Raw genomic sequence first — 24,175 nt, forward strand, 5'->3', positions numbered from 1 at the left:
AGGCAAATGCGCAGTTTCAGNCTCCCATTTCACGTATTTACGCGGACTTTTGTGGCGAGGGAGCTTGCTCCCGCTGGTTCGCGCAGCGGACCCAAAATAAGGCAAATGCGCAGTTTCAGGAAAACGTGCTTGCTGATTTCACGACTGCTACGCAGCCGAACGGGAGCAAGCTCCCTCGCCACAGGTTTGGTGATGCCCTGCAGGTATTTTTGACCGGGAGATCACGTCGGGTGATCTCCCGGTTTTTTCCATCAGGCGAACACGAAATACTTGGCAGTACTCCCATTTCACTTATTTACGCGGACTTTTGNTTTTTGACCGGGAGATCACGTCGGGTGATCTCCCGGTTTTTTCCATCAGGCGAACACGAAATACTTGGCAGTACTCCCATTTCACTTATTTACGCGGACTTTTGTGGCGAGGGAGCTTGCTCCCGCTGGTTCGCGCAGCGGACCCAAAATGAGGCAAATGCGCAGTTTCAGCTAAAACGTGCTTGCTGATTTCACGACTGCTTCGCAGCCGAACGGGAGCAAGCTCCCTCGCCACAGGTTTGGTATTGCCCCTGCAGGTTTTTTTGACCGGGAGATCACGTCGGGTGATCTCCCGGTTTTTTCCATCAGGCGAACACGAAATACTTGGCAGTACTCCCATTTCACTTATTTACGCGGANGCTTGCTCCCGCTGGTTCGCGCAGCGGACCCAAAATAAGGCAAATGCGCAGTTTCAGCTAAAACGTGCCTGCTGATTTCACGACTGCTTCGCAGCCGAACGGGAGCAAGCTCCCTCACCACAGGTTTGGTATTGCCCTCAGGTTTTTTTGACCGGGAGATCACGTCGGGTGATCTCCCGGTTTTTTCCATCAGGCGAATACGAAATACTTGGCAGTACTCCCATTTCACTTATTTACGCAGACTTTTGTGGCGAGGGAGCTTGCTCCCGCTGGTTCGCGCAGCGGACCCAAAATAAGGCAAATGCGCAGTTTCAGCTAAAACGTGCCTGCTGATTTCACGACTGCTNTGGCGAGGGAGCTTGCTCCCGCTGGTTCGCGCAGCGGACCCAAAATAAGGCAAATGCGCAGTTTCAGCTAAAACGTGCCTGCTGATTTCACGACTGCTACGCAGCCGAACGGGAGCAAGCTCTCTCGCCACAGGTTTGGTATTGCCCCTGCAGGTTTTTTTGACCGGGAGATCACGTCGGGTGATCTCCCGGTTTTTTCCATCAGGCGAATACGAAATACTTGCGCACGGTTTCCACCACTTCCCACGTACCTTTCATGCCTGGCTCGACGATGAAAATGTCACCGGCGCGCAGGTGGATCGGCGCCATGCCTTCCGGGGTGATGATGCAGTAGCCTTCCTGGAAGTGGCAGTACTCCCATTTCACGTAGTCCACATACCACTTGCCCGGCGTGCAGATCCAGGTGCCCATGATCTTGCTGCCGTCTTCGCTGGTGTAGGCGTTCAGGTTGACGGTGTGCGGGTCGCCTTCGAGTTTTTCCCATTTGCAGGCGTCGAGCACGGGCAGCGGGTGAGTGTCGCGAAGAACGGTAATCGGTGCGGTCATGATGACTCCGGCAGTGGGTACTGGAACTGAAGTCGCACCCTATAGCGCCCGTTCCTTGCTCAGTTGTCTGTGCTCGACACTGAGCTGTCCAGAAACGCACAGCGTTCGACGACTCAGGAGAGCGTCAATGCATGCAGCAGGGCCTTGGCGTAGCCGGGTAATGCGGCGAAGTCCCGGGCACAAAGCAACAGCTTGCGTTGGCCCCAGGGTTCTTGCAGGGCGAGGCGCTTGAAGGTCGGTCCGATGGGGGCGCGTTCGATTGCGGCCAGCGGTACGATCGCCAGTCCCGCCCCGCGGGCAACCATGCGCATCACGCCATCGAAGCCATCGGCGCGGATGCGGATCTGCATGCGTGAACCTGCGTGCAGCGCCTGTTCCTCCAGGTACACCGCCAGTGCGCTATTGGCGTTCAGCCCGACGTAGTGGTGATGCAGCGTGTCGGCGAAGCTCACTGAGCTCGCCTGTGCCAAGGGATGTTCGTGGGGCATGATCAGCACCAACGGGTCGTCGCGAAACGCGCAGGTCTGCAGGTCAGTGGTATCCACTGCATCGGAGACAACGCCGAGGTCCGCCGCTCCCTGACGCAGTGCGTGGGTGATGCGTGCGCTGGGCAGTTCTTGCAGGTCGATATCGAGATTGGGGTGTTCGCGCAGGAAGTCGGCGAGCAACTCCGGCAAGTACTCGGTGATTGCCGTGGTGTTGCACAGTAATCGGACCTGGCCTTTGACGCCGTTGGCGTATTCGGCCAGGTCCTGTTGCATGCGCTGTGCCTGTTGCAGCAAAACCCTGGCATGCCGCGCCAGGGCTTTTCCGGCAGGTGTTGGCGTGACACCACGACGACCGCGTTGCAAAAAATCGGTGCCCAATGACGACTCCATGGCGCGGATTCGCGCGCTGGCCGCTGCCAGGGACAAATGGCTGCGCGTGGCGCCGGCGGTGATGTTGCCGGTGTCGAGGATGTTCAGGTAGAGGCGCAGGTCGGTGAGGTCGAAGTGCATGGGTAGCCGCCGGTTATGCGTTGTCTGGACTGGCCTCATCGCGGGCAAGCCCGCTCCCACAGGTGGCCGGGGTGTTCCGGGCGAACGCGATCAGATGTGGGATCGGACTTGCCCGCGAAGGCGTCAGTCGGCGCGATCAATTTTTCAGGCTCTTGCCAGGCAAGAGGCAGCCTTAGTATATGGCAGATTTTCAACTGGCCAATCCGGGCTCAGGATAGCCCCATGAATACGCTCGTCACGTTCTACCAAAACCTCGGTCTGGCCTTTTCATTGCTGGTCATCGCCACCTTCCTGCTGGCCGGCATGATCAAGGGGGTGATCGGCCTCGGCCTGCCTACCGTTGCCATGGGCTTGCTCGGTCTGGCTATGGCTCCGTCGCAAGCTGCGGCTCTGCTGATTATTCCAGCCACCTTGACCAACCTCTGGCAACTGGCGTTCGGAGGGCATCTGCCGGGGTTGGTCAAGCGGTTATGGCCGATGTTGTTGGCGATTTTCCTTGGCACCGGCATGGGCACGCTGTGGATCGGCATGGCCGGTGGGCACTGGGTGGTGCGGGGGCTGGGAGCGGCGTTGATGCTGTATGCCTTGAGTGGTCTGTTTCTGCCAACCCTGCGTGTGGGGAGTCGCAACGAACGTTGGCTGGGGTCGCTCTGCGGTCTGGTCACCGGCGTCATTACCTCGGCTACCGGCGTCTTCGTGATCCCGGCAGTGCCGTATATGCAGGCACTGGGGTTGAGCAAGGATGAACTGGTGCAGGCACTGGGCCTGTCGTTCACTGTCTCGACCCTCGCCCTGGCCGGCGGGTTACTGTGGCGCGGGGCTTTGGGCGGGGGCGAGTTGAGTGCGTCGCTGCTGGTGCTGATTCCTGCGGTGCTCGGCATGATGCTCGGGCAATGGCTGCGTCAGCGGATCAGCGCCGTGCTGTTCAAGCGTGTGTTCTTCATTGGCCTCGGATTGCTCGGCGGCCATTTGTTGATCAGCGGCTAGCGGACGACGGGCTGAGCATCTCGATGGCGCGGATCTCGAAGTCCCGCTCCAGGTACTCATCGCGCTGCTCAAGAAACTGCTTCATGTGCGGCAGGTTCGAGTGCACGTCAAGATGGGCCTGTGATTGCCAGATCTCATAGAAGATGAACAGCGTCGGGTCCTGCTTGTCGCGCAGCATGTGGTACTCGATGCAGCCGGGCTCGGCACGACTCGCTTCTACGTGGTCGCTGAAAAACGCTTCGAAGGCCGCGGATTTTTCCGGGCGGGTCTTGGCATGCAGGATGAAGCCTTGGATTTCACTCATTAGGAGGTCCTCTGGTCAGAATCGGCGCCAGTCTAAGGCAACAATCTCTTGTTGATTCGTGCGTTTGGGTCAAATGAATTTTGTGCAATGAGCGCTTATTCCGCGCGAGGCAGATCGTTAATCTGCCGCCATCCGATTCCTGACCTTCCCGAGACCTCCCATGAAAAAAGTTCTGTTGCTCAACGGCGGCAAAAAATTTGCCCACTCCGATGGCCGTTACAACACCACCCTGCATGAAGCTGCGTTAAGCGTGCTGGACCGTGGCGGCGTGGACGTGAAAACCACGTTCATCGACGAGGGCTACGACGTGGCTGAAGAAGTCGCCAAGTTCCTCTGGGCCGACGTGATCATCTACCAGATGCCTGGCTGGTGGATGGGCGCACCGTGGACCGTAAAGAAGTACATCGATGAAGTCTTTACCGAAGGTCATGGCAGCCTGTACGCCAGCGACGGCCGCACCCGTTCCGATGCGTCGCAAAAGTACGGCAGCGGCGGTTTGATCCACGGTAAGCAATACATGTTGTCGTTGACCTGGAACGCACCGCAGCAAGCCTTCGACGACCCGACCGACTTCTTCGAAGGCAAAGGTGTGGACGCGGTGTACTTCCCGTTCCACAAGGCCAACGAATTCCTCGGCATGAGCGGTTTGCCGACCTTCCTTAGCGTGGACGTGATGAAACGCCCGAACATCGAAGGTGACGTGGCGCGTTATGAACAGCATTTGACCGAGGTGTTCGGCCTCAAGGCCTGAGGTTCCTTTTGCCCCGCATCCAGCTACTATCAAGCCAGTTTTTGAATGAGGGGCAAACGTGAAAGCCAGGTCCGATGAGTTGCAGATTTTCGTCTGCGTGATTGAGTGCGGATCGATTTCAGCGGCGGCCGAGCAGGTCGGGCAAACCCCGTCGGCGGTCAGCCGCACGCTGTCGCGGCTGGAGGCCAAGCTCGATACCACGCTGATCAACCGCACCACCCGGCGCATGGACCTGACCGAGGAGGGCAAGTATTTCTTCGAACACGCCAAGCTGATTCTCGATCAGATGGACGAGCTCGAAGAGCGCTTGTCCTCGCGCCAGCAAACGCCGTCCGGGCGTTTGCGCATCAACGCGGCCTCGCCGTTCATGCTGCACGCCATCGTGCCTTACATCGATGAATTCCGGCGGCTCTACCCTGACATCCAGCTTGAGCTCAACAGCAACGATCTGATCATCGATTTGCTGGAGCAAAGTACCGACATCGCCATCCGCATCGGCACGCTGGCGGACTCGACCCTGCACGCGCGCTCACTCGGTTGCAGCCCGTTGCACATCGTCGCCAGCCCGGCGTACCTGGAAAAACACGGCACGCCGACCGCGGTGGCAGACCTGTCCGCCCATACCTTGCTGGGCTTCACCCAGAACGAAGGCCTCAACCAGTGGCCGTTGCGTTATGTGCATGGCGATCGCTGGCCGATCGAGGCGGCGCTCAGCGCCTCCAGCGGTGAAACCATCCGCCATCTGGCGCTGGAAGGGCAGGGCATCGCCAGCCTGTCGCACTACATGACCATCGAAGACATTCGTGCCGGCCGCTTGAAAGTGTTGCTGGCAGAGTTCAACAGCGGCTATCGCCAACCGATCAATGCCGTGTACTACCGCAACTCGCAACTGGCCTTGCGAATTCAGTGCTTTCTGGATTTTATCCAGGGCAAGCTGGCGCTTTATGCCTCAACGAACTTCAACGACTGAAATAGGCCTGGCATCTCTTTTCTGGTTTGGACTGCGTCATCGTTCATCGCGGGCAAGCCACGCTCCCACAGGTATTGTGTGGTCACGCAACCGGTGAGCGACGCAGAATCTGTGGGAGCGGGCTTGCCCGCGATGGCATTTGTGAATGTGCATCCGTAACATCCGCACACTCTTTTTGCTGCCCTGTATGCGGTCCCCCATGAAACCAAGAATTCTGCGCGCCGATGCCCTGGCCGGACTCACCACCTCTTTCGCCCTGCTGCCCGAATGCATCGCTTTCGCCCTGGTCGCCCATCTCAATCCGCTGATGGGGCTTTATGGCGCATTCATCATCTGCACCCTGACCGCGCTGTTCGGCGGCCGGCCGGGCATGGTGTCCGGCGCTGCCGGGTCGATGGCGGTGGTGATCGTCGCGCTGGTGGTGCAACACGGTGTGCAGTACCTGCTGGCCACGGTCTTGCTCGGTGGTTTGATCATGATGGCGTTCGGTTTGCTAAGGCTGGGCAAACTGGTGCGCATGGTGCCGCACCCGGTGATGCTCGGCTTCGTCAACGGCTTGGCGATCATCATTGCGCTGGCGCAGCTGGAGCATTTCAAGAATGGCGAAAGCTGGCTCAGTGGTACGCCGCTGTACATGATGGTCGGCCTGGTCGTCGTGACCATGGCCATCGTGTATGGGCTGCCACGCCTGACCCGCGCCGTGCCGCCGGCACTGGTGGCAATTCTGGGGGTGGGCCTGGCGGTGTATCTGCTCGGCTTGCCGACCCGCACCCTCGGCGACATGGCGCACATCGCCGGCGGTCTGCCGACGCTGGCATTGCCGGATATTCCATGGAACCTGGAAACCCTGCGCGTCATCGCGCCGTACGCGATCCTGATGGCGCTGGTGGGCCTGCTGGAAACCCTGCTGACCCTCAACCTCACCGATGAAATCACCGAGAGCCGTGGCTACCCGGACCGCGAATGTGTGGCGCTGGGGGCAGCCAACATGGTCTCCGGCGTATTCGGGGGAATGGGCGGCTGCGCGATGATCGGCCAGACAGTGATCAACCTCAGCTCCGGTGGGCGCGGGCGCTTGTCCGGGGTGGTGGCCGGGGTGTCGATCCTGTTGTTCATCCTGTTCCTGTCGCCGCTGATCGAGCGCATTCCGTTGGCGGCATTGGTCGGGGTGATGTTCGTGGTGTCGCAACAGACCTTCGCCTGGGCCTCGCTACGGGTGATGAACAAGGTCCCGCTGAACGATGCGCTGGTGATCATCGCCGTGACGGTGATTACCGTGTTCACCGATTTGGCCACCGCCGTGCTGTGCGGCATCATTATCGCGGCGCTGAATTTTGCCTGGCAACAGGCCCGGCAGCTGTACGCCGACAGTCATCTGGAGAGCGACGGCAGCAAGCTTTACCGGGTCCACGGTACGTTGTTCTTCGCCTCGACCACGCCATTTCTCAACCAATTCGATCCGGCCAACGACCCGGCGCAAGTGACGCTCGATTGTCGTCATTTGAGCTTCGTCGACTACTCCGCCATCGCCGCGCTCGACACTCTGCGCGAGCGCTACAACAAGGCCGGCAAGCATCTGCGAGTGCTGCATTTGTCCGAGCGTTGCAAGAAATTGCTCCGACGCGCCCGGGTTCATCACGACTGAGACCCGCCTGTGATCGTTCCCATGCTCCGCGTGGGAACGCTTCTTCGGACGCTCCGCGTTCGGCTTCGCAGTGNTTCATCACGACTGAGACCCGCCTGTGATCGTTCCCATGCTCCGCGTGGGAATGCCTTTTCGGACGCTCCGCGTTCGGCTTCGCAGTGGACGCAGAGCGTCCCGGGCTGCATTCCCACGCAGAGCGTGGGAACGATCAACGCGCCCGGGTTCATCACGACTGAGACCCGCCTGTGATCGTTCCCATGCTCCGCGTGGGAACGCTTCTTCGGACGCTCCGCGTTCGGCTTCGCAGTGGACGCAGAGCGAACGCGCCCGGGTTCATCACGACTGAGACCCGCCTGTGATCGTTCCCATGCTCCGCGTGGGAACGCTTCTTCGGACGCTCCGCGTTCGGCTTCGCAGTGGACGCAGAGCGCCCCGGCTGCATTCCCACGCAGAGCGTGGGAACGATCGACGCGCCCGGGTTCATCACGACTGAGACCCCCTTGCCTGATCGTTCCCATGCTCCGCGTGGGAATGCCTTTTCGGACGCTCCGCGTTCGGCTTCGCAGTGGACGCAGAGCGCCCCGGCTGCATTCCCACGCAGAGTGTGGGAACGATCGAYGCGCCCGGGTTCATCACGACTGAGACCCGCCTGTGATCGTTCCCATGCTCCGCGTGGGAATGCCTTTTCGGACGCTCCGCGTTCGGCTTCGCAGTGGACGCAGAGCGNTTCATCACGACTGAGACCCGCCTGTGATCGTTCCCATGCTCCGCGTGGGAATGCCTTTTCGGACGCTCCGCGTTCGGCTTCGCAGTGGACGCAGAGCGCCCCGGCTGCATTCCCACGCAGCGCGTGGGAACGATCGACGCGCCCGGGTTCATCACGACTGAGACCCGCCTGTGATCGTTCCCATGCTCCGCGTGGGAAMGCTTCTTCGGACGCTCCGCGTTCGGCTTCGCAGTGGACGCAGAGCGTCCCGGGCTGCATTCCCACGCAGMGCGTGGGAACGATCGAYGCGCCCGGGTTCATCACGACTGAGACCCGCCTGTGATCGTTCCCATGCTCCGCGTGGGAATGCCTGTTCGGACGCTCCGCGTTCGGCTTCTCAGTGGACGCAGAGCGTCCCGGGCTGCATTCCCACGCAGAGCGTGGGAACGACCGACGCGCCCGGGTTCATCACGACTGAGACCCGCCTGTGATCGTTCCCATGCTCCGCGTGGGAACGCCTCTTCGGACGCTCCGCGTTCGGCTTCGCAGTGGACGCAGAGGGTCCCGAGCTGCATTCCCATGCAGAGTGTGGGAACGATCAGTCGGGTCATGAAAATCCACCTGCTCGATTTTCAGTATTCGCGACACGGCATATCCGTGAGCGACACTTCTTACCTCTTCACGAAAATTAATTTCACCTCGTTTGATAATCGCGCCTCGAAATGTTTTATGAGTTTCACAAATATTTCGACGTGACCCTCTCGAGGAGTAGCGCATGACCCTGTCCTTCGGCTATTGGCTGCTGGTGTATGCCGCCATCGCCATCATTGCTCTGATCGTTCTGATCGCCCGTTACCGGCTTAATCCGTTCATTGTCATCACCCTGATTTCCATCGGCCTCGCCCTGGTGGCAGGCATGCCGCCGTCGGGTGTGGTGGGGGCCTATGAGGCCGGCGTCGGCAAGACCCTGGGGCACATCGCGCTGGTGGTAGCGCTGGGTACGATGCTCGGCAAGATGATGGCCGAGTCCGGCGGCGCCGAGCAGGTGGCGCGGACCTTGATCGACCGTTTTGGCGAGAAGAACGCGCACTGGGCAATGGTTTGCATCGCGTTCCTGGTGGGATTGCCGCTGTTCTTCGAAGTCGGTTTTGTGTTGCTGGTGCCGATTGCATTCACCGTAGCGCGACGGGTCGGCGTGTCGATCCTGATGGTCGGCTTGCCGATGGTGGCCGGGCTCTCGGTGGTCCACGCGCTGGTGCCGCCGCACCCGGCGGCGATGCTGGCGGTGCAGGTGTATCAGGCGTCGGTGGGGCAGACCTTGCTCTACGCGATTGCGATCGGCATTCCGACGGCGATCATCGCAGGTCCCCTGTACGCCAAATTCATTGTGCCGCGCATCCAGCTGCCGGCGGAGAACCCGCTGGAGCGCCAGTTCCTCGAACGCGAACCGCGCGACAGCCTGCCGGGTTTCGGCATCACCATGGCGACGATTCTGTTGCCGGTGGTGTTGATGCTGATCGGCGGCTGGGCCAACCTGATTTCCACGCCGGGTACGGGTTTCAACCAGTTCCTGCTGTTCATCGGCAACTCGGTGATCGCGCTGTTGCTGGCGACATTGCTGAGCTTCTGGACCCTCGGTCTGGCCCAAGGGTTCAACCGCGAATCGATCCTCAAGTTCACCAACGAATGTTTGGCGCCGACAGCCAGCATTACCCTGCTGGTGGGTGCCGGTGGCGGCCTGAACCGGATTCTGGTGGACGCCGGCGTCACCGACCAGATCGTCGGCCTGGCCCATGAATTCCATTTGTCACCGCTGTTGATGGGCTGGTTGTTCGCCGCACTGATGCGCATCGCCACAGGTTCTGCCACCGTGGCCATGACCACTGCCTCGGGCGTGGTGGCGCCGGTGGCTATCGGCCTGGGTTATCCGCATCCGGAGTTGCTGGTGCTGGCCACCGGCGCGGGTTCGGTGATTTTTTCCCACGTCAACGACGGTGGCTTCTGGTTGATCAAGGAATACTTCAACATGACCGTCACCCAGACCTTCAAGACCTGGACCGTGCTTGAGACATTGATCTCGCTCGTCGCTTTTGGTCTGACCGTTGGCCTTTCTTACCTGATTTAACCGGAGTCGCCCGTCATGGACATCCTCTACCAGATCCGCGCCCGTCAGGACTCCTTCAGTGCCGGCGAAGGCCGCATCGCCCGGCTGATGCTCGACGACGTAGGGTTCGCCGCGTCCGCCAGTCTCGATGAGCTGGCGCAGCGGGCGGAGGTGAGCACCGCCACCTTGTCGCGGTTTGCCCGCACGGTCGGCTGCAAGGACTTGCGTGACCTGCGCTTGCAACTGGCCCAGGCCAACGGCGTCGGCAGCCGGTTTCTCGACCCGGCGGGCACACCGGATCAGTCGGCGTTTTACGGACAGATCGTCGGTGATATCGAATCGACCTTGCGCCAGCACCTGGCAGCCTTTGACGAGTCGCGTTTTACCGATGCCGTCAAACTGCTGGGCAAGGCGCGGATGATTCACGCGTTCGGCATGGGCGGCTGCTCGACCTTGTGCAGCGATGAACTGCAAGTGCGCCTGGTGCGCCTCGGTTACCCGATTGCGGTGTGCCACGACGCGGTAATGATGCGGGTCACCGCGGCCAGCCTGAGCCCCGACCATGTGCTGATCGTTTGTTCGCTGACCGGGATCACGCCGGAGCTGGTCGAAACGGTAGAACTGGCACGCAACTACGGCGCACGCGTCCTGGCCATCACCCGCAGCGATTCGCCGTTGGCACAATTGGCGGACATCGTCCTGCCGCTGCAAAGCGCCGAAACTTCATTCATCTATAAGCCCACGGCGGCACGCTACGGCATGCTGCTGGCCATTGATGTGCTTGCCACCGAACTCGCACTGGCCAACCCTCAAGACAATCAAGAACGTCTGCGGCGGATCAAACTCGCCCTGGACGATTACCGCGGCGGCGACGATCACCTGCCGCTGGGAGACTGACATGATGTACGACACGCTGATCCGCAATGCCCTGGTCATCGACGGCAGCAACAGCCCCGGTTACCCGGCTGACGTGGCGATCCTGAACGGGCGCATCGAGCGCATCGGCGACTTGCATGACGCCCGCGCCCGTGAAGAGATCGACGCGGCGGCAAAGGTGCTGGCGCCGGGTTTCATTGACGTGCATACCCACGATGACACGGTGGTGATCCGCCAACCGCAGATGTTGCCCAAGCTCAGCCAGGGCGTGACCACGGTGATCGTCGGCAACTGCGGGATCAGCGCCTCGCCGGTGAGTTTGCGCGCTGATCCACCGGACCCGATGAACCTGCTCGGCAGCGCGGCTGCGTTTGTCTATCCCACATTCCGCGACTACCGCGCGGCGGTCGAAGCGGCGAACACCACGTTGAACGTCGCGGCATTGGTCGGGCATACCGCGTTGCGCAGCAATCACCTTGATGACCTGTTTCGCACGGCAACGCCCGAAGAAATCGCCGCGATGCGCGAGCAGCTTCGCGAGAGCCTGCAAGCCGGTGCGTTGGGTTTGTCCACCGGCCTGGCCTACGCCAGCGCCTTCTCGGCTTCCACCGACGAAGTCATGCAATTGACCGAAGAGCTGACGGCGTTCGGTGCGGTCTACACCACCCATTTGCGCAGCGAGTTCGAACCGGTGCTGGAAGCCATGGATGAGGCGTTCCAAATCGGCCGCCACGCGAAATCGCCGGTGATCATTTCCCATCTCAAATGTGCAGGGGCGGGTAATTGGGGTCGCAGTCCGCAACTGTTGGCGTCACTCGAACAGGCCGCCAAAACCCATCCAGTGGGTTGCGATTGCTATCCCTATGCCGCGAGCTCTTCGACGCTGGATCTCAAGCAAGTTACCGATGCCCATCGCATCACCATTACCTGGTCGACGCCGCACCCGGAAATGGGCGGGCGGGACTTGATCGACATCGCCGCGCAATGGAACCTGCCGTTGCACGATGCCGCCCGCCAACTGCAACCCGCGGGTGCGGTGTATTACGGGATGGACGAGGCCGACGTGCGCAGAATTCTCGCTCATCCACTGTCGATGGTCGGTTCTGACGGCTTGCCGGAAGACCCGTTCCCGCACCCTCGGTTGTGGGGGGCGTTCCCGCGGGTGCTCGGACATTTCAGTCGCGACGTAGGCCTGTTCCCGCTGCACACCGCTGTGCACAAAATGACCGGGTTGTCGGCGGCGCGATTCGGCTTGAAGGCGCGCGGCGAGATTCGTCAGGGCCATTGGGCGGACCTGGTGCTGTTCGACCCCGCGACCATTCGCGATGTCGCCGACTTTAACGATCCTCAACGGGCGGCCGAAGGCATTGAAGGGGTGTGGATCAATGGCGTCCTGAGTTACCGGGACGGTCAAGCCAACGGGCGACGTGAAGGGCGGTTTCTGGCGCGGGAAGGTGACTTGCGCGACGGGTTTTAAAGGCAATTCGAGCAATGCGTCACAGTGATGGCACATTGAGATTAAAGAATGCCCTCAACAAGCCGAATTGCTGACGTACAGCCCGGCTACACTGTGGGCTATTTCTGTCTGGGAGCAACTCGATGAGCTTCGGCAAAACCACCCCGATCCTGCGGATCTTCGATGAAATCAAGGCAGTTGAGTTCTACGTCGACTTCCTCGGATTCAAGATCGACTGGCAACACCGCTTTGAAGCCAACTTCCCGCTGTACCTGCAAGTCTCCCGCGGCGAATGCGTATTGCACCTGTCCGAACACCACGGCGACGCGACACCGGGCTCGGCCCTGCGCATCGAAACCGATGAACTGGAAACCTTCCAGCAACAACTGCTGGCCAAGGAATACACCTTCGCCCGCCCTCACATCCAGGCCATGCCCTGGGGCAGCCAGGACATGACCGTGACCGATCCGTTTGGCAATCGGTTGGTGTTTACCAATGCGATCAGTGTTTGAAAATGTTCAGTGACAGATAGATCCCCATCGCGAGCAAGCTCGCGAATGGATCTTTGATTCAGCGCTGACCCGGCGTCAAACGCGGAAGTGGCTCACCATCGCCTGCAATTGATTGCCCAATCGTGCCAGTTCAACACTGGAGGCGGCGGTTTCATCGCTGGCCGCAGCGGTTTGTTCGGAGACGTCGCGCACGTTGATGATGCTGCGGCTGATCTCTTCGGCCACGGCGCTTTGCTGTTCGGCAGCGGCGGCAATCTGTTGGTTCATCGACTGGATGTTCGACACCGTGCGAGTGATGTTTTCCAGTGATGCGCCGGCCTTGCGCGTCAACGCGACACTGCTGTCGGTCAGGGTGCGGCTGTTGTTCATCACCGCAGCCACTTGCTGGGTGCCGTTCTGCAGGCCGGCCACCAGGCCTTCGATTTCTTCGGTGGATTTCTGCGTGCGCTGGGCCAGGCCACGGACTTCGTCGGCCACCACGGCAAAACCACGCCCGGCTTCACCGGCGCGGGCCGCTTCAATCGCTGCGTTAAGCGCCAGCAGGTTGGTCTGTTCGGCCACGGCCTTGATCACGTCCATGACGCTGCCGATCTTGTCACTTTCCTGTTGCAGCACGCTCATGGCTTCGGTCGAGCGCAGCACTTCGTTGGCCAGTCGCTCGATCTGGGCAATGGCCTCGCCCACCACTTTGTCACCTTCGCGGGCTTCGCCATCGGCGGCCGCAGCCGCTTGTGAGGCTTGCTCGGCATTGCGCGCGACTTCCTGCACGGTGGCCGTCATCTCGTGCATTGCGGTGGCGACCTGATCTGTCTCGATTTTCTGACTGTTGACCCCGGCGCTGGTTTGCTCGGTGACGGCCGACAACTCTTCGGCGGCGCTGGCAATCTGGGTGACGCCGTCGCGGATGCCACTGATCAAATCGCGCAGGGTCACGCCCATGCGTGCGATGCCCTGTTGCAAAACCCCGAGTTCGTCGCGGCGGGTGACCTTGACGTCCTGGGACAGGTCGCCACTGGCAATGCGATCGACCACCGCCAGGGTGTCGCGCAATGGGCCGGTGATCTGCCGGGTAATCAGCACCGCGGCAATGATGCCCACCAGCAATGCCAGTAGCGTGCTGACCAGCTGCAGGGTGCGGGCCTTGGCGCTTTCGGCATCACGACGGTCAAGCTGGATCTGATACAGCTGCTCGCTCAGGCTGACGATGGCTGCGCCCTGGTCGGTCATTTCCTTGCGCGCTTGCACGATATCGCTGTTCGCGGTTTTGTAAGCCTGCAAGGCGTTGCGGTAGTTGCCGAGTGCCGTTTCCAGTCGACGCAGTTCATCTGGTTGCGCGTCGGCGAAGTGTGCATTGAGGGACTTCACGCTGGTGATCGCGGAGTCGAGTTGGGCGAGCGCTTTTTGCTCGGTCTCGGCGTTGGAGGTGGCGGTGTAGCCACGCACTTCGTAGCGGGCCAGGAGGAAGGCTTCTTTGGCGGCGGTGATGGCCTGGAACTGTTCGAAGCGTTGCTCGCTCGACGGCATTTGTTGCACGCGGGTGTTGATGTCGTTGATCAACGTGTTGGCCGTTTCTGCATTCGCAGTCATGACGTCACGCGCACTGTTGCCGGCGCGATAAGCACCGCGCATTTTATTCAGCGATGTCTTGTAGGCATCGATGACAGTACCTTGCTCCCTGAGCAGCTTGAGATTCTCCGGGCTCTTGAATTTGACCAGCAAAGCTTGCTGTTGAGCGGAAAACGCGTCGAGGGTGGTTTGCACATTTTGTGCGGTGGTTTCGTCACCGTTGGCCAGCATGTATTGCAGGCGCACCACGCGCAGCTTCGTCAGGCCGGCGTTGAGCTGGGTGATGTCGCTCATCCAGTTGCTGCGGTCAATCAGGCTGCCCAGGCTGGTCCAGCCGGTGAGGGCGAGCACGCAGGTCAAGGCCAGTACCAGGCCAAACCCCAGGCCCAGTTTCAGGTTCACGCTGATATTGCCGAACCAGCTATTCATCAAAATTCCTCCAGGAACGTAATGTTTCTCGATCGTCGGTTGGCTGGAAGATTGTTGTTTTTGGGGGCCAGCATGCGGTGTAGACGGACTGTATCGGCAGCCATCGCGAGAGCTGAAAGGATTTTGTCGGAGGGATCGTGTAACAAGGTTTTTTTCACATGCGTTTCACCGGCTGCCGACGCCAATCTATTTACCTTCGCCGCATTGAATCAAAGGTTGCATGCCGGCGAGGCGGCTTGATGTGGAATTGAGACTGAATCTGTTCGGAATAAACCGCTCGATCGATTTGAGCGGTTTTGCCCGTTATCGCAATGCCGCGGTGGTACTGGCCTCGGCGCTGTTGGTGATCCCCCTCACGGTGTTTCTGTTACGGCCGGCCGCCGTGCCGGACCTGGCTCACGGCAATGTCGCCGGTGCCCGGGCGATGCTGTCGGAGTGGGCCAGGGGCGACCTGATTGTGCTGGTACGCCATGTCGAACGCTGCGATCACTCCCGCGCCGCTTGCCTGATGGGTAACGATGGCATTACCGATCGTTCGCGCAGCGTTGCGCTGGCCGTCGGTGCGCGGTTCGCCCAGTTGGGGCTCGACAGCGCTGACATCTACAACAGCCCGGTACTGCGCACGGCGCAAACGGCTGGGTACATGTTCAACAAGGTCAGCAGCGGTGACGACTGGCTGGTCGACTGCAAGGGTTCCATGTTGCGCGATGCGCTGGCGCACAAAGTCGCGGGGCGCAATCTGATACTGGTGACGCACAGCGAATGCATGGTGCAACTGGAGAAAGACCTCAAACAGCCGAACGCCACCCCGGGTTACGGCGCCTCGCTGTTCATCACTGCGGCAGAACATCAAGCGCCACGCATGCTCGGCCTGATCGATGCTTCGGACTGGCGCTCGGTGACAATCCAATGAATTCACTCTCCCGTTATCGCTTTTATGCGGTCAACTTCGGTATCCCGCTGGCCTGTGCGGTTCTGGTGTTCCTGACGTTCGATTTGACCCGCATCGACATCGCCTTCAGCAATCTTTTCTTTGATCCGGTAACGCAAACATTCCCGTTGGACCATGTGCATCTGTTCGAAAAGATCACGCATAAATGGGCACGGATCATTCCGAACTGGACCGGCGAAATCGCCATCGTGGGCGCCTTGCTGTCGTTCCTCTGGCCGCGCCTGAAGGCGGAAAAACATCCGAAGATCATCGCGTTTCTGGAAAAAATAAAAGTCGCGGCAGTGCTGCGGTTTGCCAGCAAGCATCGACGGGATTTTCTCTACGTAGTGTTCGCGTTTTCCATCAGCACCGGTTTGATCCACTACCTCAAGGGCCACACCAGTGTGTATTGCCCCATTGAAACCACCCAGTACGGCGGCAAGATCGAGCACAAGGAGTGGTACGAAAACTTCGATTTGCTGAAGGTCGCCGGTGACGGTCGCTGCTGGCCGGGCGGGCATGCTTCGGGGGGCTTCACCCTGCTGGCGTTGTACTTCGTGGCACGGCGTTATCGCTGGCGTTATTCCAAGGCAATCCTGTACGGCTCGCTGGCGCTGGGATTCGTCTACGGCACCACGCGGGTGCTGCAGGGCTGGCACTACATGTCCCACACGTTCTGGGCCGGGATAGTTGTGTGGCTCGCCTGCCTGCTGACGGCGCTGGCGTTTTATGGGCGGGCGCTACTGGAGATGCCGGTGCTGCAAAAGGTCGAAGAACCGAGAGTGGTGGCTGAGTCTCAGCCTATTGGTTGAGACGGTTCGCACAGCTCCAATGTGGGAGCGACGTTGCTCCCACATTGGATTGATGCCGTTCGCAGCTTTTGTGCACGAACAATTATGCGGTGGCGCAGATTTATACCTGCGGATCAACGTTATCCAGCGCCCGGTTTACCGCCAGTTCCGCCAGCATGATGATCTGCGCGATGGCCAATGCGGTGTTGCGCTGAGTGCCGGTCAGGAAGGTGGCGAAATCATTGGTCATGACACTGGCTGAGGCCAATGACTCACAGGCGTGGACGAGGAGGTTTTCGGTGCTGATGTCCGGAAGGACTGTGAAGAACGGGCTTGGGCTGTAGGGCTTTTCGGTTTCGAAGGGCGGATCGGGGATTAGCTTGTCCATAGACATACCTCTTGCTGAGGCCACCACTTTCCGTTTCTCACGCGGCGAAGAGGTGGCAGCTATGTACGGGGTGAGAAAACCGGTATGGACACCCGGCCAGACCGAAGTCTGCCCGCACACAGCCGCCATAACGCATTCACGGCCAGCAGATTAGCTGGCGGCGATTATGCGATTACTGACACTGGATGACCATAAGTTGCCGGGGTTCTCACACCCGATCACTGACTTTTTCAGCGACAACAAAAGACTAGAGAGCCCACTTCCGACCGCCAACCTGAAAAACCTGTGGGATTTTTCAGCTCATTCTGAGCGTCTGTAGGACGCGTCACCCGAGGCGTGATCCTGCCATCGTCCCTCAATGTTCAGATACGCCTTGGCATAGCCTTCGCGTTCAAATCCGTCGTTCAGAATTCGTAAAAAAGGAAGCGTCTTACATACAAACTATTTCGAAAGCCTCTTAATTCCCGTGTTTGGGGTTCGCCAGTAGCAGGAGCGCTACGGTTGGCGAACACCGGTTGTTCAGGACGCAGGAAGCTTGTTAATGGAACTGACAAAAATATTCTCGCCACAGAACCGGCGTCTCATCAGGTTCACATCCCCGGTGGCGGGCCAGCAAGAACTGCTGCTCGAAAGCTTTTCCGGTACTGAGAGTTTGTCGACGTTATTCAGTTTCGAGTTGTCGCTGCTCAGTCAGGATGCCCGCCTGGAACTCAAGTCATTGATCGGGCAACCCGCACTGCTCGACATTGAATTGGCGACTGGCGAGGCGCGCTACATTCACGGCTACATCAGTCGGTTCAGCCTGCAGAAAAGCGATGGTGGTTTGGCTTGTTATTCAGCCACCTTGAGCCCCTGGCTGTGGATGCTGTCCCGACGCGTCGACTCGCGGATCTTTCAAGAGCAGAGCATCGAAGACATCCTGCGCACGCTGTTCGCCCACTATGGCGTGCTGCCCAGGTTCGAGTTCCGTCTGGAGCAGCCGCTCAAGTCCCACAGCTACATCACCCAATACCGCGAGAGCGATCTGGATTTCGTCTTGCGCCTGCTGGAACGTGAAGGGCTGTTCTTCTACTTCGCTCACACGAAGGAAGAACACTGCCTGATCATCACCGACCACTCCCGCAACCTTGAGCCGTTAATACAACAACCGCGGATCCGCTACCACAGCGCGGCGGTCACCGAGACCGCCGACTCGATCACCCGATGGAGCAGCCAGCGGGTCTTGCAGTCCGGCCAGATGGCCATCCAGACCTTCGACTACCGGCAACCGCGCAATCCGCTGCCGGTCAGCATGCCCAGCCTCAACGCCCAGGGCGATGTGCCTGCCTATGAAATATACGACTTTCCCGGTCATTACAGCCACGGTATGCCTGAAGATGGCGAGGCGCTGGTGCGGCATCGACTCGAAGCCATGGAAGTGCAAGGCAAGACGTTTGAGGGCACCAGCAACTGCCGCGCCCTGCTGCCGGGTTACACCTTCGAACTGACCCAGCACTTCGATCACGATGCTGATCCCGTGGATGATCGCCAGTTCCTCCTGCTCAAGGTGGAGCACCAAGGCCGCAACAACTATCTGACGGATCAACCGGCGAACTACGACAACCGTTTCGTCTGCATCCGCCACAAGATTGCCTTTCGCCCACCGATCATTACCCCGCGACCGACGATTTCCGGGCCGCTCACTGCCATTGTCGTGGGTCCGGAAGGTGAGGAGGTTTTCACCGACGAGCTGGCGCGTGTGCAGGTTCGCTTTCATTGGCAGCGTCGACAGGATGCCGCACAAGGCACCACCTGGCTAAGGGTTGCCATGCCCAGTGGCGGCACCGGCTTCGGCCACCAGTTTTTGCCGCGCATCGGTCAGGAAGTGCTGGTGACGTTCCTCGGCGGCGACATCGACCGGCCGCTGGTGACGTCGGTGCTCTACAACGCCGACCATTTTCCGCCGCACTTCAGTAACGCCTCGGGCCTGCCGGGCAATCGAACCTTATCCGGGATCCAGACCCGGGAGCACCAGGGCAAGGGCTTCAACGAATTGCTCTTCGACGATACACCCGGCGCGCTGCGCGCCCGACTGGGTACGACCCATCAGGCCACCGCGCTGAACCTGGGCAAGCTCGTCACCCCGCGCACCGATGGCAAGGCCCAGCCACGCGGCCAGGGCGCCGAACTGCGCAGCGATGCCGCGATTGCCCTGCGGGCGGCCCAAGGGCTGTTGTTGACCACCTACGCTCGCCACGATGCGCAGGGCTCACAACTGGACCGCGAAGAACTGCTCAAGCTGTTGGCCGAGTGCGGCGAACTGTTCCAGGCCCTCGGCCAGACCGCCGCTGCCCGTGGCAGCCCGAAGATCGACACCCAGGGCATCGAGGCGTTGCGCCAGTCGTTGAGTCAATGGCCTGAACCGACCAGCAACAGTCCGGGCGAACCGGTGGTCGCGATAGCGGCTGAAGCCGGCATTGCCAGTGCCACGCCGCGCTCGCAGGTGCACTACGCCGGTGAAAACCACGACACCACCGCCCAGGACCATTTGCAGCTGAGCAGCGGCGCGGCCATGCGCCTGCAAGCCGGCAAAGGCATCAGCGCCTTCGCCCAGGACGAGGGCATCAGCGCCATCGCCAATCGCGGCAAGGTGTTGGTGCAGGCCCAGGACGACGACATGGTGCTCAACGCGCAAAAGAACCTGCACCTGTCGGCGGCCGAAGGCGAAGTGCTCATCACCGCCCCCACCATCCGCCTGGTGGCCGATGACGGCAGCTACATCAGGATCGGTGGCGGCGTCGAGATTGGCACTCAAGGCAAGGCCGTTGTGCATGCCGGCGAGCATGACTGGGTGGGGCCGAAAACCGACAGTGCTGCCATTCCAGTTTTCGGTCGGGACGGTGCGGACCAACGGCATCGACTGCACTACGAAGATGATCCAGGCGCCATCGTTCAAGGCCAACCCTACAAAATCGCCCTGGAGGACGGCAGCCTGGTGCAAGGCATCACAGGTGCCGAGGGTTTAACCGAGTTGCTCCAGCGAACAGAGATGCTACTCGCCAATCTCGAGGTTTTTCGCCATTCATCCCAACAGGCAGCGAACCCGGGCCCGAACAGTATCGGGGCCGACTCAGCAGGCCCTTCTGACCTCAGCGTCGGATCAGACAACCGTACCGACGGAAGCTAAGCAAAGTGTCGACCCAGTGATCGACACAGAAACATGATTTCAAAAGGATATCGAAAGCATGAGCCATACGGACAACACAGTGATCGCCACCGGCACGAGTCGTTTGCTGCCCAATAGATCGACGGATCGCAACATTGCGGTGCCGCGAGACCTGCCTGGCGTGGTGATTTTCCTGCACGGCGTGAATGACCCCGGGGCATCCTACGAGTCGGTGGAAATCGGGTTGTGCCAAGGGGTTAACGAGCGGCTGGATCGGCAGGATCTGAAGGCGGGGCGGTATGGGGCCAAGTACAACGAGGCTAACAGTACGCCCAGGAAGGAATGGAAGGACAACGAGGGGCAAATACTCGACGATCCGGATACTTATCTTTACCAGCGCGATACAGAGGCCCCCAAGACCCGCAGCCTGTTGATTCCGTTTTATTGGGGCTACCGGGCCGAATCCGGCGAAATCAAACGCGATAAAAATGGCGATCCGGCTCGCTTGCGCGATCAATTCCTGGACCGATTCGACAACCGTCTGGATCGTCACTTCGCCAAAGGCGGCGGATTTTTCGCCAACGCCACCAACAATTTGCTGGAGATGTACGAAGAAGGGTTCGGCAAATGGCTGCGCCATTGGGTTCAACCGACCATGCCTAACTCCCTGTACATGGGCAAGGCGCCGCATCGGAGGTATTTCGTGCTGGCCGCGACCCGGCTGGCGATGCTGGTCAGCGAGATTCGCCGCGTCTCACCCGATGAAACCATCACCATCATGGGGCACAGCCAGGGCACGCTGATCACCTTGCTCGCCCAGGCCATGCTGGTGGATCGCGGTGAACGCTGTGCCGACTGCGCAATCATGGTGGCCTCGCCCTACTCGGTACTGCCGAGTGCGACCCCGAAAAATTCGCAGACCCTGCAAACTCTGTTCGACATCGTGCAACACACCACTCAATCCCCCCATACGCAACCGCCCCTCAGCGCCGTGCGCTATGGCGTACCGGGTTATGGCGGTCGCACGGGGCCGCGCTGGTCACCCGAACAAGGCGAGCGTCTGGGCGCAGACGGGAACACCCTGGTGTTTCCCGAGCGCGACAACCGCGGCAAGGTTTATCTGTATTTTTGCCCGGACGACACCACCGTAGCACTGGATGATGTGCAAGGCATCGGCACGTACGGCGTGCCGGACGCGTTGCCCGATGGCCAACCGGCCATGACCGCGCTGCAATCCATGCGCTTCTATCAACGCCTGTGGACCAGGCGCCTGCGTGATGGTGAGCCGGTACTGGTGGGCAAGCCGCCGCAGGCGGACTTCACCCGCGTCGAAGGCGAGCCGCGCTATCCCGGTGGCGGCTCGGTCGCAGCGCTAGCCTCGCAAACCGGAATCCGCAAAGGCCAGCAACGCACCATCAACGCCGAACAACTGCATCCACCCCATGCACCGCAGATGTTTGGCGGCGAAGCCGTGACGGGGTCTAGCCATCAGGCCGGAAAGGATCGACCGGATGCGGTGTCGCAAAACGCGGCATTGGGCAACCCCGGTGCCACTTTCAAATGGATTTATGTGACCAACAGTGACCAGCGACTCGACCTGGACGATGGGCTGGTTCGCTGGAATCACGGCAAAGAGCCCGACGACCAGACCCGGGCCCTGCGCCAGACGCCGGTGTCCGGCAACCCGATGCTCAATCGTAAGGACCACTACCGCATCTACCGTGAGGAAACCCCGAACGAAATCCGTGCACGCATGCAGGTTGACCAGAAGGAATGGACTGACAACAGCTATCACTCGGCGGTATTGCGCAGCCCGGAGAACCATCGCTGGGTGACGGCGATGGACATTGCGATTGGGCAGGCCAGGTGTCTGGATGATCCGGTGATGCGGGAGGTGTTGGTGGCGATTGCGGATTGGAAACTAGATGAGGAGCGATTCGATAAAGTCATGAAAATGGAAGGTTGGTCGCGACTGAGCGCAGAGGCCCAAGCCTTGGTCGAGGCCGACTATCTGTATTACGACCAAGGCAAGTTTCCTTCAACTGAAATGATTTCGCTGACACCGCCGCAACTGGTGATGGCTTCAATGGGAAAAGGAGTACACCCATGAGGGACCGCCGGCAGGACAAATCACAGCGGCCACGCCTGAAGGGTTATCTCTGGACGGCGGGGATATTGATAGCCACTTGGCTCGGTTTCTTGCTGTTCATCAACTACATGGCACAAGTCGAAAATAGGGAACTCAGGGAAGTGGGTAGCTTTTTGCGTTGGGGAGTCGCGAGTATTTTTGGCACGCTGACATTGATCTACAGCTTCCACTGGCTCGGTAAGGCCGAAGCCTACGAAGAGGCAGAATTGGATGCCTACAAATCAAAAGTCACAGCCGAAAGAGCTGAACACATCGCTACTCAGGAGCGTACTTATGCGTTGGAAATACGGGGAGTTGGACTCGCAGTCGACAATTGGCATCAGTCCTCAATTTGGCGGGAAATCAAAAAGACCAATAACAATTTCACTTCGATCTATTCGACAAATCCGAAGGATTACGACACTTCAGTGAGCTCTCGAGAGATCACTCAAAAAATCAATATACGCGTTGCGTTCAAGCATTCGGCCAGTAACTCAGTGGCCTACTGGCCAATTCCGGTATTTGCGATAGCACCACCCAAGCAGCCTGAGGATGCCGGAGCCCCAAACACTATTCTCAGCGGACGCAATGCCGCTACCTTGGGTGTCACGCTGCTCCTCTGGCAGGACGCGGGCAATACCACTCATGCCCAGAGCATGATCGAGCGCCTATACAAGTTCTTTGACGACAATCAACAGGTGCCCCAGGCACTGATCGTGAGTCGAGACGGCGATGTCACTCGAAACGGCTATCGCGTGGCGGGCACACCGGGTCTGCAAAATATCCATGCCGTGCCAACGGTGTACGAAAGTATGACTGGCTTGCTGCTCACCCGTTCGGATCGGGTAGACCGTTACATTCGCCCCTTTACCACCCAAGACTCAGAGGACAACCAGAACACAAACACCGACATGGGCAAGCTGTGGGCGTTCTACTGGAGTCGAGATGATGCATTTCTTGATTGGTATAAAGAAAGTGAGCGTGCGAAAGGCACTACAGGTCATATTCGTCCTATTACCACCATGTCCTCCACCTACTGGCATACCCAACTCCCCACCCTCTGGCAAACCCTGAGCAACCGCGGCCCCGGCCAATTCCAACCCTCCGCATGGCTACCGGTGCGCTGGGCCGAGCATCAGGTCAAGGAGTTCGATAAAGCCCCGGTGTTGGGCTACCTGCACCGCCCGATCAAAGTCCCGATGCGTGACGAAAACGGCAAACCGCTCAAACCCGCATTACAGGCCAAAGCCCTGCAAGCAGGTTGGCTGCAGGCACTGGAAACCCTGCCCAAAGGTGAGAAACCGGCACGAGTGTTTTACGACAGCACCGACAACACCCCTGGCGAGATCGCCCTGACCATTGCGTTGCACGGTCTCAATGTCGATGGAACCGGCCTCGCGTTAGGCAATGTCGACGAGGGCTACGACATCGGTCGGCGCTTGGGCAACACCGGCGTCAGCAGCGCCCTGGTCGAAATCAACCTGGCCACGATTGCCAGTTATCAGGAAGGTGGCGTCAGCGCGGTGGTGTACACCGGCGAGGACGGCAGCGTCACCGTGCAAATGGTCCGCCCGCCGGACGAAGCCCGCAAAGCGAAAAACCAGCAAACCCACGGCGCCGACCCGTTCAGGTTTCGTATGCCGGGAAACAAACCATGAGCCATCCCATCTGCCTGGGTGATGCCACCAGCAGCGGCGGCACCGTGATTTCCTGCCAGCTTGACGGCACGCATACCCTCAATGGAAAAACTCCGGCGGTGTTGGGCGATAAGGCCAAGTGTCCGCTGCATCTGGGCGAGTTTGCCTTCGTCGAAGGGCACCCGCGCCGGCGTATGAACGGCATTCCGGTCGTATTGCAGGGGCATCTGCTGGCCTGCGGTTGTCATGCCTTGGCAAGCATTGCTTTGAACGTACGAGTTATCTGAC

18 protein-coding genes and 2 pseudogenes are annotated in these 24,175 nt (G+C 59.9%); 14 read left to right on the top strand and 6 right to left on the bottom strand.

The window, feature by feature from the left end; all coding sequences use genetic code 11:
• Nucleotides 1-1,218: 1,218 nt before the first annotated feature.
• Nucleotides 1,219-1,563 carry a cupin domain-containing protein gene (locus ASD60_RS15855; protein WP_056854914.1) on the bottom strand — a complete coding sequence of 115 codons (345 nt, stop codon included), beginning with the start codon at nucleotides 1,561-1,563 and terminating at the stop codon, nucleotides 1,219-1,221.
• 113 nt (nucleotides 1,564-1,676) lie between these two features.
• The gene (locus ASD60_RS15860) at nucleotides 1,677-2,561 is read right to left on the bottom strand and encodes a LysR substrate-binding domain-containing protein (protein WP_056854915.1); all 885 of its coding nucleotides are present in this window, start codon (nucleotides 2,559-2,561) and stop codon (nucleotides 1,677-1,679) included.
• A gap of 222 nt (nucleotides 2,562-2,783) precedes the next feature.
• On the opposite strand from ASD60_RS15860, the gene ASD60_RS15865 reads away from it, so the two are divergent.
• Nucleotides 2,784-3,548: a sulfite exporter TauE/SafE family protein gene (locus tag ASD60_RS15865; RefSeq protein WP_056854916.1), complete on the top strand. Its 765-nt coding sequence runs from the start codon at nucleotides 2,784-2,786 to the stop codon at nucleotides 3,546-3,548.
• Here ASD60_RS15865 and ASD60_RS15870 read toward each other — a convergent pair.
• Complete coding sequence (locus tag ASD60_RS15870; protein WP_056854917.1) at nucleotides 3,538-3,852, bottom strand: putative quinol monooxygenase; 315 nt, start codon at nucleotides 3,850-3,852, stop codon at nucleotides 3,538-3,540. The two genes, ASD60_RS15865 and ASD60_RS15870, sit on opposite strands and share 11 nt — an antisense overlap.
• Nucleotides 3,853-4,012: 160 nt before the next feature.
• On the opposite strand from ASD60_RS15870, the gene ASD60_RS15875 reads away from it, so the two are divergent.
• The 7 genes from ASD60_RS15875 to ASD60_RS15905 all read left to right on the top strand — a co-directional run bounded on the left by ASD60_RS15875 (nucleotide 4,013) and on the right by ASD60_RS15905 (nucleotide 12,872).
• The gene (locus tag ASD60_RS15875; protein WP_056854918.1) at nucleotides 4,013-4,603 is read left to right on the top strand and encodes an NAD(P)H-dependent oxidoreductase; all 591 of its coding nucleotides are present in this window, start codon (nucleotides 4,013-4,015) and stop codon (nucleotides 4,601-4,603) included.
• Nucleotides 4,604-4,661: 58 nt separating this feature from the next.
• Nucleotides 4,662-5,573 carry a LysR family transcriptional regulator gene (locus ASD60_RS15880; protein WP_056854919.1) on the top strand — a complete coding sequence of 304 codons (912 nt, stop codon included), beginning with the start codon at nucleotides 4,662-4,664 and terminating at the stop codon, nucleotides 5,571-5,573.
• 199 nt (nucleotides 5,574-5,772) lie between these two features.
• On the top strand, nucleotides 5,773-7,218 hold the full coding sequence (locus tag ASD60_RS15885) for a SulP family inorganic anion transporter (protein WP_056854920.1): 1,446 nt from the start codon (nucleotides 5,773-5,775) through the stop codon (nucleotides 7,216-7,218).
• A gap of 1,481 nt (nucleotides 7,219-8,699) precedes the next feature.
• Nucleotides 8,700-10,049, top strand: coding sequence for a GntT/GntP/DsdX family permease (locus tag ASD60_RS15890; protein WP_056854921.1), 1,350 nt, complete (start codon nucleotides 8,700-8,702; stop codon nucleotides 10,047-10,049).
• 15 nt (nucleotides 10,050-10,064) lie between these two features.
• Nucleotides 10,065-10,925, top strand: coding sequence for a MurR/RpiR family transcriptional regulator (locus ASD60_RS15895; RefSeq protein WP_056854922.1), 861 nt, complete (start codon nucleotides 10,065-10,067; stop codon nucleotides 10,923-10,925).
• A 1-nt stretch (nucleotide 10,926) separates the two neighbouring features.
• The gene (locus tag ASD60_RS15900) at nucleotides 10,927-12,381 is read left to right on the top strand and encodes an N-acyl-D-amino-acid deacylase family protein (RefSeq protein ID WP_056854923.1); all 1,455 of its coding nucleotides are present in this window, start codon (nucleotides 10,927-10,929) and stop codon (nucleotides 12,379-12,381) included.
• A 122-nt stretch (nucleotides 12,382-12,503) separates the two neighbouring features.
• A complete protein-coding gene (locus ASD60_RS15905; protein WP_056854924.1) occupies nucleotides 12,504-12,872 on the top strand; it encodes a glyoxalase superfamily protein in 369 nt (122 codons plus the stop codon).
• A 75-nt stretch (nucleotides 12,873-12,947) separates the two neighbouring features.
• Here the strand turns inward: ASD60_RS15905 and ASD60_RS15910 are convergent, their stop codons facing one another.
• On the bottom strand, nucleotides 12,948-14,867 hold the full coding sequence (locus ASD60_RS15910; RefSeq protein ID WP_056854925.1) for a HAMP domain-containing methyl-accepting chemotaxis protein: 1,920 nt from the start codon (nucleotides 14,865-14,867) through the stop codon (nucleotides 12,948-12,950).
• Between the two features lie 241 nt (nucleotides 14,868-15,108).
• Here ASD60_RS15910 and ASD60_RS15915 point away from each other — a divergent pair, with 241 nt between their 5' ends.
• Together ASD60_RS15915 and ASD60_RS15920 are read left to right on the top strand one after the other, a co-directional pair.
• Nucleotides 15,109-15,780 carry a histidine phosphatase family protein gene (locus tag ASD60_RS15915; protein WP_056854926.1) on the top strand — a complete coding sequence of 224 codons (672 nt, stop codon included), beginning with the start codon at nucleotides 15,109-15,111 and terminating at the stop codon, nucleotides 15,778-15,780.
• Complete coding sequence (locus tag ASD60_RS15920; RefSeq protein ID WP_056854927.1) at nucleotides 15,777-16,610, top strand: phosphatase PAP2 family protein; 834 nt, start codon at nucleotides 15,777-15,779, stop codon at nucleotides 16,608-16,610. Before ASD60_RS15915 ends, ASD60_RS15920 begins: the two co-directional genes overlap by 4 nt.
• 100 nt (nucleotides 16,611-16,710) lie before the next feature.
• Here the strand turns inward: ASD60_RS15920 and ASD60_RS15925 are convergent, their stop codons facing one another.
• Both ASD60_RS15925 and ASD60_RS29935 read right to left on the bottom strand, forming a co-directional pair.
• Nucleotides 16,711-16,977: a DUF6124 family protein gene (locus ASD60_RS15925; RefSeq protein ID WP_056854928.1), complete on the bottom strand. Its 267-nt coding sequence runs from the start codon at nucleotides 16,975-16,977 to the stop codon at nucleotides 16,711-16,713.
• A 336-nt stretch (nucleotides 16,978-17,313) separates the two neighbouring features.
• A pseudogene (locus ASD60_RS29935) lies at nucleotides 17,314-17,376 on the bottom strand (30S ribosomal protein S5 alanine N-acetyltransferase); the annotation flags it as partial.
• Nucleotides 17,377-17,518: 142 nt separating this feature from the next.
• Between ASD60_RS29935 and ASD60_RS15930 the strand changes: the two are divergent.
• From ASD60_RS15930 to ASD60_RS15945, 4 genes and pseudogenes are all read left to right on the top strand, one after another.
• Nucleotides 17,519-20,035 (top strand): annotated as a pseudogene (locus tag ASD60_RS15930) (type VI secretion system Vgr family protein); the annotation flags it as partial.
• 166 nt (nucleotides 20,036-20,201) lie between these two features.
• Nucleotides 20,202-22,232, top strand: a complete 2,031-nt coding sequence (locus ASD60_RS15935; protein WP_056854929.1) for a T6SS effector phospholipase Tle3 domain-containing protein — start codon at nucleotides 20,202-20,204, stop codon at nucleotides 22,230-22,232.
• Nucleotides 22,229-23,908, top strand: coding sequence for a type VI lipase adapter Tla3 domain-containing protein (locus ASD60_RS15940; RefSeq protein WP_056854930.1), 1,680 nt, complete (start codon nucleotides 22,229-22,231; stop codon nucleotides 23,906-23,908). The genes ASD60_RS15935 and ASD60_RS15940 overlap by 4 nt, the downstream gene beginning before the upstream one ends.
• On the top strand, nucleotides 23,905-24,174 hold the full coding sequence (locus ASD60_RS15945; protein ID WP_056854931.1) for a PAAR domain-containing protein: 270 nt from the start codon (nucleotides 23,905-23,907) through the stop codon (nucleotides 24,172-24,174). The genes ASD60_RS15940 and ASD60_RS15945 overlap by 4 nt, the downstream gene beginning before the upstream one ends.
• Nucleotide 24,175: the final 1 nt, after the last annotated feature.

Source organism: Pseudomonas sp. Root562, assembly GCF_001427125.1.
Classification (GTDB): Bacteria; Pseudomonadota; Gammaproteobacteria; order Pseudomonadales; family Pseudomonadaceae; genus Aquipseudomonas.